Origin of the sequence: Labrys wisconsinensis (assembly GCF_030814995.1) — a bacterium.
In the GTDB taxonomy this organism is placed as follows: Bacteria; Pseudomonadota; Alphaproteobacteria; order Rhizobiales; family Labraceae; genus Labrys; species Labrys wisconsinensis.
The window spans coordinates 19470-36277 of sequence record NZ_JAUSVX010000005.1; the positions used below are offsets into that span (position 1 = coordinate 19470).

Annotated in this window: 11 protein-coding genes; 5 read left to right on the forward strand and 6 right to left on the reverse strand. The window is 64.4% G+C overall.

What is annotated here, in order from left to right:
• The first annotated feature begins 42 nt into the window (after positions 1 to 42).
• The 4 genes from QO011_RS14745 to QO011_RS14760 all read left to right on the forward strand — a co-directional run bounded on the left by QO011_RS14745 (position 43) and on the right by QO011_RS14760 (position 4835).
• Entirely contained in the window at positions 43 to 1551 is a 1509-nt protein-coding gene (locus tag QO011_RS14745) for a tetratricopeptide repeat protein (protein ID WP_307273220.1), read from the forward strand.
• Positions 1552 to 1626: 75 nt separating this feature from the next.
• Positions 1627 to 2688: a glycosyltransferase gene (locus tag QO011_RS14750; protein ID WP_307273222.1), complete on the forward strand. Its 1062-nt coding sequence runs from the start codon at positions 1627 to 1629 to the stop codon at positions 2686 to 2688.
• Positions 2685 to 3512 (forward strand): tetratricopeptide repeat protein, encoded by an 828-nt coding sequence (locus QO011_RS14755; protein ID WP_307273223.1) that lies wholly within the window; start codon positions 2685 to 2687, stop codon positions 3510 to 3512. Before QO011_RS14750 ends, QO011_RS14755 begins: the two co-directional genes overlap by 4 nt.
• 147 nt (positions 3513 to 3659) lie before the next feature.
• Positions 3660 to 4835 (forward strand): ABC transporter permease, encoded by a 1176-nt coding sequence (locus tag QO011_RS14760; RefSeq protein ID WP_307273226.1) that lies wholly within the window; start codon positions 3660 to 3662, stop codon positions 4833 to 4835.
• A 178-nt stretch (positions 4836 to 5013) separates the two neighbouring features.
• Here the strand turns inward: QO011_RS14760 and QO011_RS14765 are convergent, their stop codons facing one another.
• From QO011_RS14765 to QO011_RS14790, 6 genes are all read right to left on the reverse strand, one after another.
• The gene (locus tag QO011_RS14765; protein WP_307273227.1) at positions 5014 to 6402 is read right to left on the reverse strand and encodes a hypothetical protein; all 1389 of its coding nucleotides are present in this window, start codon (positions 6400 to 6402) and stop codon (positions 5014 to 5016) included.
• 315 nt (positions 6403 to 6717) lie between these two features.
• On the reverse strand, positions 6718 to 8964 hold the full coding sequence (locus QO011_RS14770) for a glycosyltransferase (protein ID WP_307273229.1): 2247 nt from the start codon (positions 8962 to 8964) through the stop codon (positions 6718 to 6720).
• A 188-nt stretch (positions 8965 to 9152) separates the two neighbouring features.
• Complete coding sequence (locus QO011_RS14775; protein WP_307273231.1) at positions 9153 to 10430, reverse strand: glycosyltransferase family 2 protein; 1278 nt, start codon at positions 10428 to 10430, stop codon at positions 9153 to 9155.
• Between the two features lie 90 nt (positions 10431 to 10520).
• On the reverse strand, positions 10521 to 11804 hold the full coding sequence (locus QO011_RS14780; RefSeq protein WP_307273233.1) for a nucleotide sugar dehydrogenase: 1284 nt from the start codon (positions 11802 to 11804) through the stop codon (positions 10521 to 10523).
• Positions 11805 to 12360: 556 nt separating this feature from the next.
• Positions 12361 to 12990: a methyltransferase domain-containing protein gene (locus QO011_RS14785; RefSeq protein ID WP_307273234.1), complete on the reverse strand. Its 630-nt coding sequence runs from the start codon at positions 12988 to 12990 to the stop codon at positions 12361 to 12363.
• Positions 12991 to 13487: 497 nt separating this feature from the next.
• Positions 13488 to 14147: a hypothetical protein gene (locus tag QO011_RS14790; protein ID WP_307273236.1), complete on the reverse strand. Its 660-nt coding sequence runs from the start codon at positions 14145 to 14147 to the stop codon at positions 13488 to 13490.
• A gap of 422 nt (positions 14148 to 14569) precedes the next feature.
• Between QO011_RS14790 and QO011_RS14795 the strand changes: the two genes are divergently transcribed.
• Entirely contained in the window at positions 14570 to 16684 is a 2115-nt protein-coding gene (locus tag QO011_RS14795) for a glycosyltransferase (RefSeq protein ID WP_307273238.1), read from the forward strand.
• Positions 16685 to 16808 lie beyond the last annotated feature (124 nt).

The window sequence follows — 16808 nt, forward strand, 5'->3', positions numbered from 1 at the left end:
AGTGCAAAAGCGGGAAGGGCGTATGAAGTCGGAGGGAGTGCGATGAAGCGGACCATGAACATCCGAGAGGCCCAGCGACTTTTGTCGACCAATCCGATGGTCGCCCTCAAGGCTGCAGAGGTAAAGCTTTCATCGTCGCCCGATGACTATGAGGGATTGCGTGTTGCCGGGCAGGCCGCGACCAAGCTGCGGCTTTTCGACAAGGCCGCGAATTATTGGGTGAGGGCCGCGGAGGCTCACGACGGCGACTTCGCATGTCTGGTCAGGGCCGCCGGCCTTTCGCTCCGCGGCGGCAAGCCGCGGAGCGCCTTTGAAATCGCCGGTCGCGCGCTGCTGTCGAAACCCGATGATCCCGCGGCGCTCAAGATCAAGGCCGAGGCATCCGATCTCCTGGTGCTGCCATCGGACTGCGTGGACGCGGCCATTCGACTGGCGAAGTCGGATCGGGAGGCGGCGGTGAAGTTCGCTGAGTCCGTCCTGGCCATGGGAGACCCGAAGGGGGCGGCGCGGATCCTGGCAGCGGTCGGCGAGGGTGGGACAGTCCCGGAGCGAGTGATCGGCCTGGTTGCCGCGGCTGTCACCGATCTGGCGCGGCGGGCCCAGAAGCTGGGAGACGAATTCAATGAGGCCGCTGCGTTGCGGGCTCTTATGCTCATCAGGCCTGGGGATGATCGCGGCGTGCGGCGCCTGAGACGGTTGGTCAAACCCCACCTGGACGATGCGCAAAAGTGCATGGCCGATGGTGACCTCCACGGTGCGCGGGCGGCCTACAGGCAGGTCCTGGAGATCGACCCGTTCCATGCGCCGGGACTGAAGAAGCTCGCAGAGCTCGAAAGCCGCCTGGAAAGCCATGCCGAAGCCTCCAGGCTCCTGGGGCGGCTCGTGGCGGTGACGCCGGCCGAGCCGTCCGCGCATTTTCTGCTCGCTCGCGAGCTCGAGGCCATCGGCAGCCATGAGAGCGCCGTCGATTCGGTCGTCCGTGCCCGCGAACTCGGCTATCCCGCCGAACGGTGCGACCGGGCCGTCGCGCGTCTCGCGCGAAAGCTCCGGGACTTCGCCAAGTCGCAGATCGACGCCAGTCCGGAAGCCGCACTGCATGCTGCCGAGGCAATTTTCAAGATCGACCATGAGAATCTGGCGGCGAAGCGCATCGTGCACAAAATATTGCCGAAGCTGCATCGCGGCCTTGCCCTTGCGCGGAAATCGCACGATTACGACGAGGCCTATCGCTTCTCGGGGCTGCTCTGCCGCATCATGGCGGACGACGACACGATGTGGCGGAGGAAGGCGAATGCCAGCCTTCGACTGAGACGATACGACGATGCCATAGACGCACTCAAGCAAGCCCTGCGCATCGCCGGGGAGAATGAAGATGACCTCGTGCTGCTGGCCGAGAGCTACAGAAGGGCAAAGCGACATGCGGAAGGAGCCGAAGTCGCGGCCCGGGCTCGACAGCTTGCGCCGTTCAGCAGCGCTGTTCATGATCTACTCGAAAGGTTGGCCGCTCACGGGATAGGTGAGCGCAGCCCTGCAACGGAGCTTTCCCGGTAAGTCCGGAAGAGCGGTTCCTTCTGTCCAGGCCTTCTCGTTGTCGTGTTCCGGCCATATCTTTGGGATGACATCAAAATGCGGATCTTGTTCTTGGTCGGCTCGACCGGCTGCGAGGTTCCAACGAGCGACTTGAGCCCGTTGACAATCCATTCGACAGCCACGGTGTACAATTATTTCCTGAGAAAGGAACTCGCCGGACATCCGAACATCGAGACGGCGACCTACTCGTTTCGGAAGGTTTCCGATCCGGCCAGGGCCGCGGCCTATGTCCGCACGCTGGACGCCCCCCGCGCCGACCATGTCGTCTGTCTCGAGCAGCGTGGCTTCGCGGCGGCTCACGAGTCGGTGTTCGACTATTATCGCAATCGCACCCCTGGTGCGGTTTGCGCCATATGCGATCACGACAGAGTGCTGGGACCCGAGGATTACCTGTTCCACGCCCAGCCGAGCACTCGCATGCCGTCCTCGCCGAAGACGGTCCATCTCACGTGGGCTGCCTCTCCGACCTATTGCTATCCGGAAAAGGAGGACGGCGTCCTCAACATCATGGTGGACCACCACAACTACAGTGGTCCGGATAGGGTTCGTGAAATCCGCAGCAGTCTCGCCGAATTTGCTGGCGAGATATTTCCAAAGATCGGCCACAAATTCGGTTTCAACAAGCTGGTCGTGCGGCAGTTCGTGTCGCGGGGGTTGGTCGAGATCAACCCGCTGGAGCCTTACGAACCGCAATTGTACGATCGGAAGGGCATCCCTTTCCCAGAAGCGTGCCGAGAATACAGGCGAAGCGACATCTTCATGGTCACGAAGCCTGAATCCATGGGGCTTTCGATGATCGAGTGCGCAATGTCGGGTGCTCTCATCGTAGCGCCCCGGCATTATGCAAATCCTCATCTGCTGGAACCGCTCAATCATCTCTTCTGGGATGAGGACATTTCCTGGAACAAGATCCTCGGGCTTCTTGACGTCAAGGCCTCTGTCGAGGCTGCAGCCCAATTCAATTGGCAACGGCTTGCCCATCTCATGGTCTCTACCTTGCGCCAACACGGACCGAGGGCGCCGGACGAGGCGCAACCGCCGTCGCTGCAGGCGCCTGCGACGGAAAAAGCTGAACTCGAACTGGGGGTATCGTCGTGACAGTCACCAATGGTGTGGCCCTTGTCGAAGCGGCAATGGGGAAGCCCTGGGAATCGGACGCGCTGCCCGCCATCGAGGCGGGCGTGGCGAGCCTCCCGCCCGAGGTTGCCTTCGCGTTCGGGGATCAGGCGCGTCGCAAGAAGTGGTTCAAGTGTGCCGAGAGGCTGCTGACGGCAGCGGCCGATGGGCTGGGCGACCAGACGGCGATCCATGTGGGCCTGGTGGAATGCAGGTCCAACCTGCAGATGTGGCAGGAAGCCGCCAAGGCGGCGGACAATGCCCTGGCGCGCGATCCGAAGAACCGGAGGGTGATACGCGCCAAGGCGCGCATCCTGTGGAAGCTCGGACGGAGCAAGGAGGCCATCGCGCTGTTGCGCAAATACTCCAGTCTCGCCAAGTCATGGTCGGAGCCCTGGCTGGACATGGCTCGAGTCCAGGCCTCGATCGGCGACTGGAAAGGGGCGAGGCAGTCGGCCAACGAAGCGATCAAGCGCGGTGCGGAGGGCGAGGAGGTCAGGACGATCGCCGTCGACGCATGCGTCGCCCTCCAGGACCATGAGGGCGTGTTCGGTCACGCATCCGCCCTGGCCCGACAGCAACCCGCTTTGATCGCCCGCTGGGTTCGCATGTACCAGTCGCTCGACGAGCCGATTGTTGCAGTGCATGTCGCCCGCGCTCTCGTCGCGGCCCGCGGGGTCGGCACCGACGTCGAGCGGAGCCTCTACCGGCTCGAGGGGCGCCTTCGGTCGGCCAACGAGCAGCTGTCTTCGCCGGCCGTTCGGGAGGCGCTCGGGGTTCTGGCGTCGCAGGACCTCTCGAAATAGGGTTCGTGGGGCGTCGACCGGGTTTTCGCATCGAGCCGTCCATGGGTTCGGCGGACATGACATATGCCGAGCAGTCGCGTCCGCCGCGGGCGAATGATGAATGTCCAGGCCCTGTGAGACAATCTCAGGCCGTGTGAGGCAAATCGCATGATGTATTTGTCGATTCTACTGCGAGCTGTTCTCGGTTTGAATCCGAACAACTTGACGACTCGACGCTTGGCCTATGAGGAAACAGCGAGCGCCCTCAGCCGCGTGCTGGCGGATGGCGGGTTCGACGAGATCGAGGTCGCGCTGCAGGAGCAACTCCTGACTCTTGCGATCCGGCAAGTCGAGGCGGATATCCGCAACGGTGTCGATATCACATCGCCGGACTACTACCCGACCGCATTGGCAGAGGCGGAGTATCGGGCCAAGGAGCGCGCGGCTCTTCTGCGCAAGAAAAGTGGCGCGGCCAATCTCGGCGGCGAGCCGGATCCGAGCATTGTGAAGCGCGCCGCCAGCGTGATGGAGCGACTCAAAGTTCTGGATCAGCTCAGCGCTTTTTCATGCGGCGCGGCGGACAGGCCATCGCGTATTTCTGTCATATACGCTTTGCTGATCCGATCAATTCATAATATTGCGGCCGACAGTAAGATTGCGATCGTCTGGGTTGTCCTTGAGCCGGCCTTTCTCATCGCGTTCATTGTCGCGATGTATTGGCTTGTCGGCTCACACCAGATCATGAATATGGACATTGCGCCTTTCGCCGTAACCGGAAGCGTTTCATGGGGGCTGTTGCGCGCATCGAGCGTGCGAGTGGGGTCGGCCATGCTGCGCGCCCGCGACGTCCTGAACCTTCCCCCCGTCTCGCCATTCGATGTCGCGATGACGGAGGCTCTCGTCAGCCTGCTGATCTATAGCGGTGTATTCGTCGTCGCCATCGGCTTCGTATTGGTGCTTGGACTTGGCGATCCGCCAGATGATCTTTTGAACGTCGTCAAATATTGGCTCGGCCTTTGGGTGGCGGCGACTGGCGTCGGGCTCATGTTCAGCTACTTCTTCTTGCACTGGTCTTACGGCAAACGAATTATTCCCGTTGCATGGAGAGGTGTCAGTCTGGTTTCCGGCGTGCTCTTCGTATCGGAGCAGTTTCCGGAAGACGTGAAGGGTTACCTGCTGATGAACCCGATCCTGCACGGCATCCAGCTCATGCGCGACGCCTATTTCGCCGGTTACAAGACGGTTGAGGCTAGTGCGCTGTACTTTTTCTGCTCGGCGGTGTTGATGCTGATGGTCGGCATGGCTTGCGAGCGTCGGAGCAGGCGCATGATCGCTCCGGGCTGAGAGAAGCTCTCCGCGTGCCGGCATGCCCGATGGGCCGACATGGCGCAGCCGGCACCGACCGTCCTCGTGGCGGGAGAGGCGAGCGGGAGACGGGGCCAGGGGCCGCACGCGCGACCCGTTCCCCGGCATGCGTGTGCGGTCGATCGGTTTCCGACTACCTGGCCCGTGATCGGATTCTCTAATCAGATTTCACGATGACGATGGCATTGGCGCGGGCAACGGACGTGCTCGTATCCGATTGCAGCGTGTTGACGCCGTCATGCACCGGATTGCCGAACTGGTCGGCCCATTGCCCCCCCGGGGGGACCGTATAGGTGCATGATCCGGCGTCGGAGGGCCAGACGACCACCATGCCGCGCTCGAAGCTGCGCTGGTAGCAGCCGCCGGACGAGTTCGGCTTTCCCGCCGCCGGCGGAGGCTCCGTCGGACGGCCGAGATTCACCATCATGGAAGAGGGGTAGGTGATTCGCCTGCCGACGTCCTGCCTGCCGACGGAGCTGCCGTTCTGCATCTCGAAATAGGTGTGTTCGTCCCGTGTCAGGTAATAATTGGCGGTGGCATAGGCGATCTCGGCCGCGCTGGCCTCGGACACGGGGTGGCCGCAGAGATAATTGAACTGAACGACGACCTGCTTGCCGTAGACGGCGTTTGAAACCTGCAGGCGGCTATACCAGTCGCTTCCTTCGTCCATCCCGCTGACGAAGGTCGTGACGCCGGCACGGCAGGCGTGCAGAAATGCACTTTCGCTCAACGACGCATCGCCGATCGATGCCAGCGTCGCCGAATTGCGAACGTCCCGCTTGTTGACCTTGTTGTTGGTCCAGAGGCCGACGCCCTTGGCATTGAGTCCGGCCTTCAGGAAGCGGGTATAGCGAAAGATGTCGTCGGCATAGGCCTGATCGAGCTGCGAACCCGTGTAGCGCTGGACCCAGGTTCCCCCGCATGCCGGCTCGCCCGCCGGGCAGCCCGGCACGGCGCCGACAAAGTGGCCGCGGATCTCGGCCGCGTTATAGGCTGCCAGGTTGTCGAGCGAGACGTAGGCGTGCCCCCCCCGCCGCCTCGCCAGCAGATCGGCCGGCAAGTCCGTCCGGCAGGTCGGATAGACATCGGCCGCCGGACATTGCCCGAGCGCATAGGCCAGCATGTATTGCTGGACGGTAGGATTGGCGATGTCGACCGCCCACAGGTTCCCGGCGCCCCCGCCGGTGGACGGCGTCGTGGCCGTGGGGGCGGAATAGACCAGCCAGTCCGGATGGTTTCTGATGAACCAGGCGCGGTCGTGGGGGATCCTGGCCGTGGCCGGGCCCGTGGTGCTCAAGGGGTCACGGCAGCAGGGAACATAGAAGCCGGTGCCCGGAGCGTGCCGGCCGGCTCCCCATACCAAGGGGCGGTCATTGACTTGAGGATCGAGCGAGGCGGCGCCCGCGAGGCCGTTCTGCGCAAACTGAATGGCCCAGCCGCTGGTGGCAGGCCGGTAGAGCGACGCGGAATTGCTGCTATCCCCCCATGCCTGCGGCAGACATGACAATGTTCCGATGAGAGCCAGTACGATTCTGTGTCCGAACATTCGATCACCTCATCCCGAAAGACATTGGCATGCTCCGCGCCAAGCCGAGTATAAAAAACCGAGTTGTCGGGTATTTCTCTGCGTTCTGTCGGCGAGTTCCGTCGAATTCCCGCGAATGTCGGTCCCGAGAGGCCGTTCCAGCCGCCGCCGAGCTTCGAGCGCCTCGCGACACCCTTCAGCCGTCGAGCCGGAAGCCCATAGCGGCGTCCCTGAGCCTGATCCGCAACACGGGCCTAATCTAGGCAAATCCACGGCTTTTGTCCGCTGTCGCCGCAAGGCCGCATGCGCGATGCCGTCGGCGGCGACCGTGCGGTCTCAGGTTCGGGGACCACCGTCCGAGAGCAGCGACGCGGTGTTCGCGAGCATCGCCTCGATCGAGAAGGCACGGCCGGCCCAGGCCCTGGCCGCCTCTCCCATCCTTGCGCGTCGTTCGGGCGCGCGCGCCAGCCGGACGAGCTTTTCGACGATGGCCGTGTAGGGCAGGACGTCGACGTCGTCGATCAGCTCGCCCGTGACGCCGCGCTGGACCGCTTCCGCCGAGCCGCCGGCAGCGGTCGCCATGACGGGAATGCCGAGGACCTGCGCTTCGATGACGGAGTTCGGCAGCCCCTCATGACGGGACAGCTGCATGAGCAGGTCGAAGCGCGTGTACCAGAAGCCGACATGCTGCGAGCGGCCGACGAACAGGATCCGGGGCCCCAGATCGATGCGCTCCGCATAGGCCTGCATCGCGCCGAGCAGGGGCCCGTCACCGACGACGATGAAGCGGCTCGTCGGCTCGTGCTCCGCCAGGCCTGCGGCGATGCGAATCCAGTCCAGCGGGCGCTTGTTCTCGTCGACGCGCATCACGCAGCCGACGGTGAACCCATGCCCGGTCTGCCGGTCGAAAGCCTCGGCGAGGCCCCGCACATCGGCAGGCGCATCCCGGTCGACGAAGGAGATGCCGTTCCTCAGAACGCGGACGCGGCCGGCGGGCTGCGCGAGCCATTCTTCGTACCGCCGGGCCGTCGCCGCGGCGTTGGCGGCCAGGACGACGCCGGGAGCGGCCAGAAGCCTGCGGTAGAGCAGTTCGTACTCGGGCTTGAGGCGGTCGCGCCGATCGATCGGCGGCAATGTCCTGACCATCAGCACGATGCGCGGCACCCTGGCGATCAGCGCCGCGAGCGCCGTCGCATAGATGGTGCCGTCCTGCCAGATCTGCACGACATCCGGCGACTGCCAGGCGAGCCAGTCGGCGAGCTTCGAGATCCCTTCCGCCATCTGACGCGGCAGAAAGCGCATGTGGTGCCCATACCTTGCCGTGATCGACAGGTCGCCATCGCCGCCCGCCGCCGGCCAGCGTCCGTATTCGAACACGCTCACGCCGGCCCGGGCCAGCGCGGAGAGATGGAAGTCGTTGTCCTGCTGCCCGCCGGTCTGCCTGACGCCGACGACCAGCGGTCCGACCATCTGCAGGCCGCCGATGGTGCGACGCTCGGTCATGGCCGCGTGCAGCGCCAGGGCGGTGTTGACGAGCTGGCGTTCCGCTCCCCCCGGGCCCAGCGTCGAGGTTAGCAGGAGGCTGCGTCCGAGATAGGGCTTCGCCGGAGGGTCCGTCCGCTCGGCGATCAGATCATCCAGGATCCGCTGCAGGACGACGAGGGAGGCAGGTCGACCGGCCGTCAGCTCTCCCGGCGCGAGGGCTTCGACATCGTCGATGCTGCCGCGCACCGTCCCCAGCTTTCGGGAGAACCAATTGGCGGAGGGAAACCGCTCGATCGCCTCCTCGAGAGCCTGCACGGCGTCGACGAGCAGGCCCCGCGTCACCAGCAGCCTGCAATATTCCCGATGCACGATCTCCACATCCGGGTGGAATGCGAGAAGGTCGCGGAAGCAGGCGTCGGCATGGTCCGCCTCCCCGAGCATCTCGTAGCCGACGCCTCGGCAGAGCAGGAGCTCCAGGGATCGCGAATCGTCGGAGCTGGCATGAAGCGCCTCCAAGGTCGCCTCGCGGCCGCGAATCGCCGTCTGCATCCGCAGCGTGCGGCGGTAGCCTTCCAGGGTTATCGAGATCCTTTCGAAGAACTTCTTCCAGACGCGCCGGGCGGCCTTCCGGTCGATGCGATCCAGGATTCGGGCCGCCGCAATGTAGAGCTGGTCGGATTCCGGATATTCTTCGATGAGGCGCAGCAGGGGGCCCATGGCCTCGGCCGGATCGAGCCGACCGGACTCGATGTCGAGGTCGATGCTGGGAGCGACGACATGCGCCGGCAGCTCGCCCGGCTTCCCGCCGTTCCTGCGGCCTCGCCGGATTGCCGCGGTGACCGGGTCGTCACGCTTCCATTCTCGCAGTCTGGCGGTGAAACCTCGAATGCTGTAGAGGCGTCGAGCACGTTGCATCTTGTCTTTCACGAGAGCGCAGACTTCCTCCAGATCGCCCCGTTGCAACGCGGTGGATGGCCATGAACGCGCTCGGCTCCATCTGCGGCGGTGGGGCGTCCGGCAGACATGCGACGCCCGCCAGGCGGCGGCAACTCCCGATTCGCCAGCGTCATTTTCGGGAAGGCCGCCCGAGGCGAGCAAGGCGCCTTGCTGTTGCCACAGCCCCTTCTGTTCGCTGCGGTGCCGGACACGACATCGACTTCATTCTCTGAAACGCCGGGTCCGTTGCAAGCTAGTCCGAATTCGGCCCTGCTGCAAACGCCGACGACCATGCCGATCCCGTCCGCGAGGACGCGTGCTCGCGCCGGCGGCGAGCCCCGTCGCGCGGCCTAACGCCCCCATCGTGCGAGCGGCAGGAGGAGCGCTTCGGTCTGCTGCACCCGGCCGGCAAGTCCGGCCAGGGAGGAAGTGCCGGTTTCGGATCCGGTCGTCAGCGATCCGGCCCGATGGCTCGCAATCGTTGCGATGATCGGCAGCCGCCGAATGCCGCCATAGGCCGCGTGCAAGGTCCACAGCAGCGCCTGGTCGCCGCCGAAGGGCAGATCCGGGAAGCCGCCCACGGCTTCCAGCGTCGCTCTCGCCACCATGAGCGAACTCGTGTTCTGCCGGACGATCGGGTATATCCGCGGTGACATCGGCGCCCCTCGCCGGTCCATGCGGATGAGGCGGCTGACGGTCGCCGTTGCCCGACGGCTCCCGAGGGCATCCACGTGCCGCTCCAGGCGTTCGGGATGGGCCCAGTCGTCGGCATCGAGCACGGTGACATAGTGTCCCGAAGCCGCGCGCAGCGCCGTGGCGCGTGCGGCATAGGTCCCCCGGCGCACCGCGTGGCGGATGACGATGACGCGCGCGTCGTCCTCGGCCGCGCGCTCGATGGCCTCGCGGGTGCCGTCCTGGCTTGCGTCGTCGACGACCACGAGTTCCAGATCGGCCATCGTCTGCGCGCGCACCGAACGAATCGCGACCGCCACATAGGGTTCGACGTCGAAGGCCGGCATGAGGACGCTGACCAGTGGCTGGCGCGAGCGAACCGTCGGCCGCGGCGCCGGTGGTCCTTCGGATGCCAGGCCGGCGAACGTCAAGATCGGTCCGTCATGCGCCAGCACGGGACGGAGGCCGCTCGCCGCGAACATCGCGTCGAGCGCCGCGCGCTGCCCGGCGCCGTCGGTCCGGCAGACCGCGGCGGCTGCACGCAGGGCGGCCTCGTCCACCCCGTCGGGGGCCGTTGCCAGCACGCGTTCCGCGTCGTGCAGAAAGGACGCGTGGTCGGCCATCGCCAGCGCGGCAGCTGCGGCCGCGGCGGGAAGCAGCCGGGCGAGGCGTTCGACGGCCTCTTCAGGGGTCCATCGTGCCCGGGCCAACTCGAACAGGCGCGCGTCGGCGGCCGACGCGCGCCGCAGCGCGTCGCCTGCGAGATTATCGGCGCTCGCGATATGGCCCAAGGCCGCGAACGCCGTCGCTCTGGCCAGGATGGCCCGGGACTGCCGATGGTCCCGCGCCTGCGACGCCCGAAGCCAGAGGCCGAGGCGATGCAGGACCAGCGGATCATCCGCGGCAAGGGCCAGGGCGCTGAGCGGACGGCCCCGGCGCAGGAGCAGACGTGCCACCGGCCATCGCACGTGATGTGATGAGGGCAGGACCAATCCCTCCGGGCGCGCCGCAAGCCATCGACCCCTCCGCCGATGCGGAGGCCCCGTCTACAACCGCCACAATTTCACGCCGTCGGGCTTCGTCGAGCGGTCGAGGATTCCCTTGACGTCCATGACGATCCCACGGCCGTCCTTCAGCAGGGACGTCACGAGGTCCCAGCCGCCCTCGATATAGTCGCGATGCGCAACCGCGACGATGACCGCATCCGCCTTCGCCATGTCGCCGACCGGCGTGAGGGAGATGCCGTATTCATGCTGGGCGTCGGAGGACGAGGCGAGCGAATCCGCCACGTCGACGGTGATTCCGAACCTGCGGAGCTCCAGGACGACGTCGGCAGCCTTCGAATTGCGCAGGTCGGGCACGTTCTCCTTGAAGGTCAGGCCGAGCATGGCCACCCGCGCCGCCGGGGTTCCCGATTGCAGCAGCATGCGCACACATTCGCGCGCGATGCGCTGGCTGACATTGTCGTTGATCCGGCGGCCCGACAGGATGACCTGGGGGTGATACCCCTCGCGCTCCGAACGGTAGGTCAGGTAGTAGGGATCGACGCCGATGCAGTGTCCGCCGACCAGGCCCGGGAAAAACGGCAGAAAATTCCACTTTGTCCGCGCTGCCGTCAGAACATCCCCGGTATCGATGCCGAGCCTTTCGAAAATCTCCGACAGCTCGTTCATGAAGGCGATGTTGATGTCGCGCTGGGAATTCTCGATCACCTTGGCCGCTTCCGCGACCTTGATCGAAGGCGCGAGGTGAATTCCGGCCTTGATGATGGACCCGTAGATGGACGCCAGGATGTCCCTGGTGCGTTCGTCCTGGCCGGCGACAACCTTGCAGATATCCTCGAGGCGATGCTGCTTGTCGCCGGGATTGATCCGTTCGGGAGAATAGCCGACCGTGAAATCGACGCCGCAGGTCAGGCCGGATTCGCGTTCCAGGACAGGAACGCACTCTTCCTCGGTCGCGCCGGGAAAAACCGTCGATTCATAGACGACGATATTGCCTTTCGACAGGGCCTTGCCGATCGTCCGGGACGCCGAAAGAAGAGCGCGAAGATCCGGTTGGCGGGCGCTGTCCACCGGCGTCGGCACGGTGACGACATAGATGTTTGCCGGCTGAAGGTCGGCCGGAGCGTCGGTGAAGGATGGCCGCGCCTCTTCCAGCTCGTGCGGCTGAAACTCCATCGTGCGGTCATGTCCGCGCCGCAGTTCCTCAATGCGTGAGCGATCGATGTCGAAGCAGATGGTCTTGTAGCCCTTTCGCGAAAAGGCGATCGCGAGCGGTAATCCGACGTAGCCAAGACCGATAACGGCAATATTCGGGTTCTCGTTCAAGTGAGACGCTCCATTCGGCTGCACAGTTCGCGTCCAGGATGACGCAAGAAGCAATTTTCGTCGGCGTCAAGGTTCCGCGAGATCCATGGCTCGGACGAGCTGGGTGGATGCCGCCGGCTTGCCGCGAGGACCTTGCCCCGTCCGGCCTCGAAGCCGGGCGGGGGCGTCATCTCGTACCGAGTGATCCATGCCGGGGAGCACGGCCGTTGATCATTGCCTTGGAGACCTTGAGTCTGAGTAAGGCCGCCCTAATCGTCGAATGAAGCCGTCACGCTCGCGGAACATCGCGCGTTGCCATGTAAGGACTTCCAACAATCCGATATGGCGGCCTCGGCGGCTGCTCATGTGTCGCAAGGTCGTTTTCCCGGTCCCCGTCGATCGCCACCAAATCGATGCAGTTCTTCAAGAAAGGTCGTCCTCCGCAACGGTCTCGCCGTGCGGGGGCTGTGCCGAATTGCGCCGGCGAGCGACGCCGGCGCTTCGTTCCATGTCGATTCCGGATTGCGCAGAGGGACGACCATTGCGGGACGCATCCGAATGTCAGATGATCGCCAATCTACTTCTGAAGGTCGGCGAAGACATTGTATTCCTTCTGATCGTACTGCCCTCCCGGTCTGCGCTCACGGAAGACGACACCGGAGACCGTTTGGTTCTTGCCGTTGAAGTGAACTTGCCGATAACCGACGATTCGCGCCTGCTCTTCGAGCGAAATTTTTGTCGGAACGTTCTTGTGATGCCAGGCGGCCCATTCGTCGTGTATTCCGGCGGGACCTTTTTTGAAGTCCGACATGGTCCGCATGATATACTCAAGATTCGGACAATTGATCCGATGATATCTTCCGGGAATCAATATTCTGAGAATTTCGGTCAGAAGATAGTACTGTTCCTTCTGATCAAGATGCTCATACATGTCTTCGTGAAAAACGAAGTCTACCGTATTGTCTGGGATGGGAATTCCATTTGGCCAGTCAAAAATGAACGTCGTATCGTAAAATTCGTCGGACTCCTTATCTTCAAGAATTCTGTATCGAAAATCCAGATTGAGGAAATCCTTCAACGGATGTCGTCCAAAGCCCAGCTGAAGGCGAAGGGGTTCTCCCGATGCTATGATGTCGGCAGCCTTTTTCTCGAAGCGGCCTCGTTCTGCGGCGTTGTTGCCAAACATGTCTTTGCGTAGGAAGGACACGGAAAGACTCCCTTGCGTGATGTCGTCTTGTGGCGGGATGCTGCGGAGATACCGGCCGGCCGATTATGGGCCATCACTTCGCTGAAGGTGAAGCGCGGTGATGTGGCGGATGAGGATGGACGCGATCATACAATGCCTCCACGGGCCGACGTAGAAAGCCACGGGTTCAAGTCGGGCGGCGGCAGGTGCCAGTCTGACGTGCCGACGCATGTTCTTTTATCCGGGGCTTTGTGACTTTTATCCGTCATTGCGAACTCCCGTCCGTTTTTTGTCAATGTGTGGCTTCGCGGTTCGCCGGGTGATCCGACGGCGCGGGGCACGCTCCCTTGGACTGCTGTGAGCCTGAGGGGTGGCGTAGATCCCTCTGCAACGCGGTGGCAGGACGTTCCGTGTCCGTCGAGACCGGGGCGCTCAGCCCGGTCGACGTCACCGCCCGGCCCGACGGCGCCGGTCTTCCCGCTTCGCGGGCGACCCTCGGATCGGCCGGCGCGGCTTCGTCATTGCAGCAGGGATGCGAGCCGACGCCCCTCGTCGAGCGCGCCGCGGCTCTGGAACTCGGCGACGAGCGCCGGCAAATAATCGCACTGGTTGTGCAGCGTCCAGCATTCGACCGCCAGATCGAAGGCGGACTGCCTGTTCGTGTGGATCAGCTGCCGGGCGAATTCCGCCACCACGCGCGCCGTATCGGCGGCGTTGAGATTGTGGCCGCGAATCCATGCCATGGCCTCCTCGCTGCCCCGGCTGTCCAGGACGCGACGGGCTTCCTCCAGGATCGAGAAACGCCGGGCGGGAGGCGGGCCCAGGATGATCTTCGAGACGACGTTCTCTTCCCTGACGCGGCGCCTCGATCGGAAACGCCAGAGGATCCTGAAAAGGCGGTAGGGCAATACCAGGATAGTCTTGGGGCTCCGCGACTTGATGATGCAGCTTCCCAGCTGGTAGGAAAGAACATCCCGTTCGGCCGACGTCGACATGACCTTGGCGAGAAGTGCGTGCAGCTGCACGATCTCGGAATGTGCCGCCTTCAGCTTCGTCCGCTCCGACGCGAGCTCGTCCCTCAACTGCTTCAGGGTCTGGATTGAATGCTCGGCATTGGAATCGCCGTCCTCCCATGTCGCTTCGAAGGCCTGCCGCAACTCAGATGAGCGATGTCGCATGGAATTCCCCGAGACTGAAACGACGTCAACTGTTCCGATTCCAGCGCCCGATCCGTCAGTATCCTAGGATACAAAGCTCCATTGAAGGCTCGAGAACGTCCGCTTCCACGGCAACGCCGTTCAGACAAGTGCCAGCCTGCGGAGCGAACCAAATTCCCACCGCGACCATGCTTGTTCCCGCGGATTCGAATGGAGGCGACGTGCCCACACCTTTTGTATGGCATACCGGACTTGCGTTTGGAAGGCCATCACGGCATCCGCCGGAGCCCCGTGCCCGTTGCGCCGATCGGCGCGTCCGGAACCGCTCTCGCCGGCCCCTGCCGCGAGGCCGCGGTCGGCGAGGGCGGCCTTGACTCACCCGTCGAACGCATGAGAGATGCCGCGCCGGGAAGGGGACCATTGTCGACGTGGGCGTGCGAAGCATGGCTGCAGGGCGTTTCCTGTCCATTTTCACAGGCCGCGGTGCGGGATCGCCCGGCGGGCGCGCCCTTGACTTTGAAACGATCCTCGAAACTCTGGAGCAGGCGCTTCCTGCCAAGGGAAACGGCTCGGGGCATCATGCGCCGGGCCGTCGTGACCTGACGGAGGCGACGGCTCTGATCCAGGTGCCGTCGGGCGATCCCAGCATCGACGGGCGGCTGCAGCGATTGTTGCAGATCGTCGGCGCCTTTCCGGACGACGAGCGCCTGTATCTCCTGTTCGGCCGTCTCGTCGAGCGCTCCCGCCACAAGAAGAGAAGCCACGAGATCTGGCGCGTGATTCACCGGCGCTTCCCGTCGTCGGAGTTCGCGTTCGCGCGGCTCATTCGATGGACGAGTCGCGATCTCGGCGTCGAGGCCGCGCATGCCGCCATCTCCGCGCAATTTCCGGCATTGCCCGACAGCCCGAGGGATCTTCGACTGTATGCGGCCGGCTTCATCGAGCTCAACGAGTACGATCTCGCCGACAGCGCCTGCGACTCGCTGCTGCAGAAGCGCCCCGACGATGAGGCGAGCTATGTACAATATGCGCAATCGCTGGTGAAGCGAAGCGAATTCGAGCGGGCCGTCGAGGTTCTCCAGGCCGGAAAGCAGACCATCAGAGCTTCGACGCCGGCCATAAACAAAGACCTGCAGAAGATTCAAAAGAAAATCGATGACATATCCTTGCGCCTTCCGGAAATCATCGTCACCGGCCGGCGCACGACCGACGTCGCCCTCAACAATCTGGTCGACGAGATCCTGACCGCGGGGCGCCCGGTCCGGCCGCCGTCGACATTCGTGGGCTCGGTTCTGCTCATGACCGGGTCCCTGGGGGCGGGCGGTGCCGAGCGCCAGCTCGTGGAGACCGCGACGGCCCTGCAGAACGCCCTGGTGTCCGGCGAGCCGGTCGGAGACAGCGCGGTCTTCGGGCCTCTGTCGGTGTTCTGCCGCTCGCTCAGCTCGCGCCCCGGCGCGAGCTTTTTCCTCAAGCCGCTGGTCGATCGCGGCATTTCCGTCTCGGAGTTTTCGAATTTCCTGCCCTATGGCGGGCAGGAGAGGCGCTCGCTGCTTCTGCCCTATGCCAGATACCTGGAATTTCTTTCGCCCCAGATCTCCGTCGGCACGATCAAGCTGGTGGATGCGATCAATTTCCTGTCTCCGCAGATCGCGCATATCTGGCAGGACGGCATGGTCCTGGAAGCCACGATCGCCGCCTTGATCGCCGGCGTGCCGCGCATCATCCTGTCCACCCGCACCATGCCGCCGCCTGATCGCCTCGGCCGCAACAAGCCCGAATATGTCGATCTCTACAGAGCCGTCCTGCGTGCGCCCGGCGTGGTCCTGACGGCGAACTCGAGGCGCGCGGCGAACCGATATGCCGAATGGCTGAGCGTGGATCCTGCGTCCATCCACGTGATCAGCAACGGCGTCACGCTGCCCTCGCCCGATCCTGCGCCGTCCTCGACCGAGATGTGGGAGCGATTCGCGGCGCAAACGGCCGGGGCCCGGTTCACGGTCGGAACGGTGATCCGCTTCGACGAGAACAAGCGGCCGCTGGTGTGGCTCGACGCCGCGGCCCGTGTCGAAGGCGCCCGTTTCGTCCTCGTCGGAGACGGCCCGCTGCGCGACCGGACCATCGAGCGCGCCCGCGAGCTGGGCATCGCCGACCGGGTCCTCTTCCCCGGCCGGGTTTCCGACGTCGGCTTCTGGCTTTCGAAATTCGACGCCTTCATGCTCCTCTCCCACGTGGAGGGGCTGCCCAATGTCCTGATCGAGGCGCAGCTCGCCGGTGTCCCGGTCATCACCACCCCGGCGGGCGGGTCGGTGGAGACCATGCTCCCGAACGAAACCGGCTTCGTCCTGCCAAGCGAGCGCGTGGTCGATCCGGCGGATGCCGCAGCGCTCCTGCAGCGCCTGTTCGCCGACGCGGACCGGTGGCGGATGATGTCGCAGCGGGCGCGGGAGTGGGGCTCGGCCACCTTCTCGGTGCGTCGCATGGCGGAGGCGACCGTCGAGCAATATCTCGGGATTCACGACGGGGCGAGCGCCGAGAAGCGCTTCATGGTTTCGGGGTAAGGCATGATGCTCGCGGACGCGCCGGGCGGTGGATGGCCGCCGTTTCCGCCTGCCGGGAGGCGGATGTCACCGTGCCGTGCGCGGCCGGAAGGGCGCCGGGAGCGAGTCTTGCACCGGACGGCAA

What these genes read in the sequence shown, in the direction of transcription:
- QO011_RS14745 (WP_307273220.1), top strand. Translation starts at nt 43, where the DNA reads ATGAAGCGGACCATGAACATCCGAGAGGCCCAGCGACTTTTGTCGACC.
- QO011_RS14750 (WP_307273222.1), top strand. Translation starts at nt 1,627, where the DNA reads ATGCGGATCTTGTTCTTGGTCGGCTCGACCGGCTGCGAGGTTCCAACG.
- QO011_RS14760 (WP_307273226.1), top strand. Translation starts at nt 3,660, where the DNA reads ATGATGTATTTGTCGATTCTACTGCGAGCTGTTCTCGGTTTGAATCCG.
- QO011_RS14765 (WP_307273227.1), bottom strand. Translation starts at nt 6,402, where the DNA reads ATGTTCGGACACAGAATCGTACTGGCTCTCATCGGAACATTGTCATGT.
- QO011_RS14790 (WP_307273236.1), bottom strand. Translation starts at nt 14,147, where the DNA reads ATGCGACATCGCTCATCTGAGTTGCGGCAGGCCTTCGAAGCGACATGG.
- QO011_RS14795 (WP_307273238.1), top strand. Translation starts at nt 14,570, where the DNA reads ATGGCTGCAGGGCGTTTCCTGTCCATTTTCACAGGCCGCGGTGCGGGA.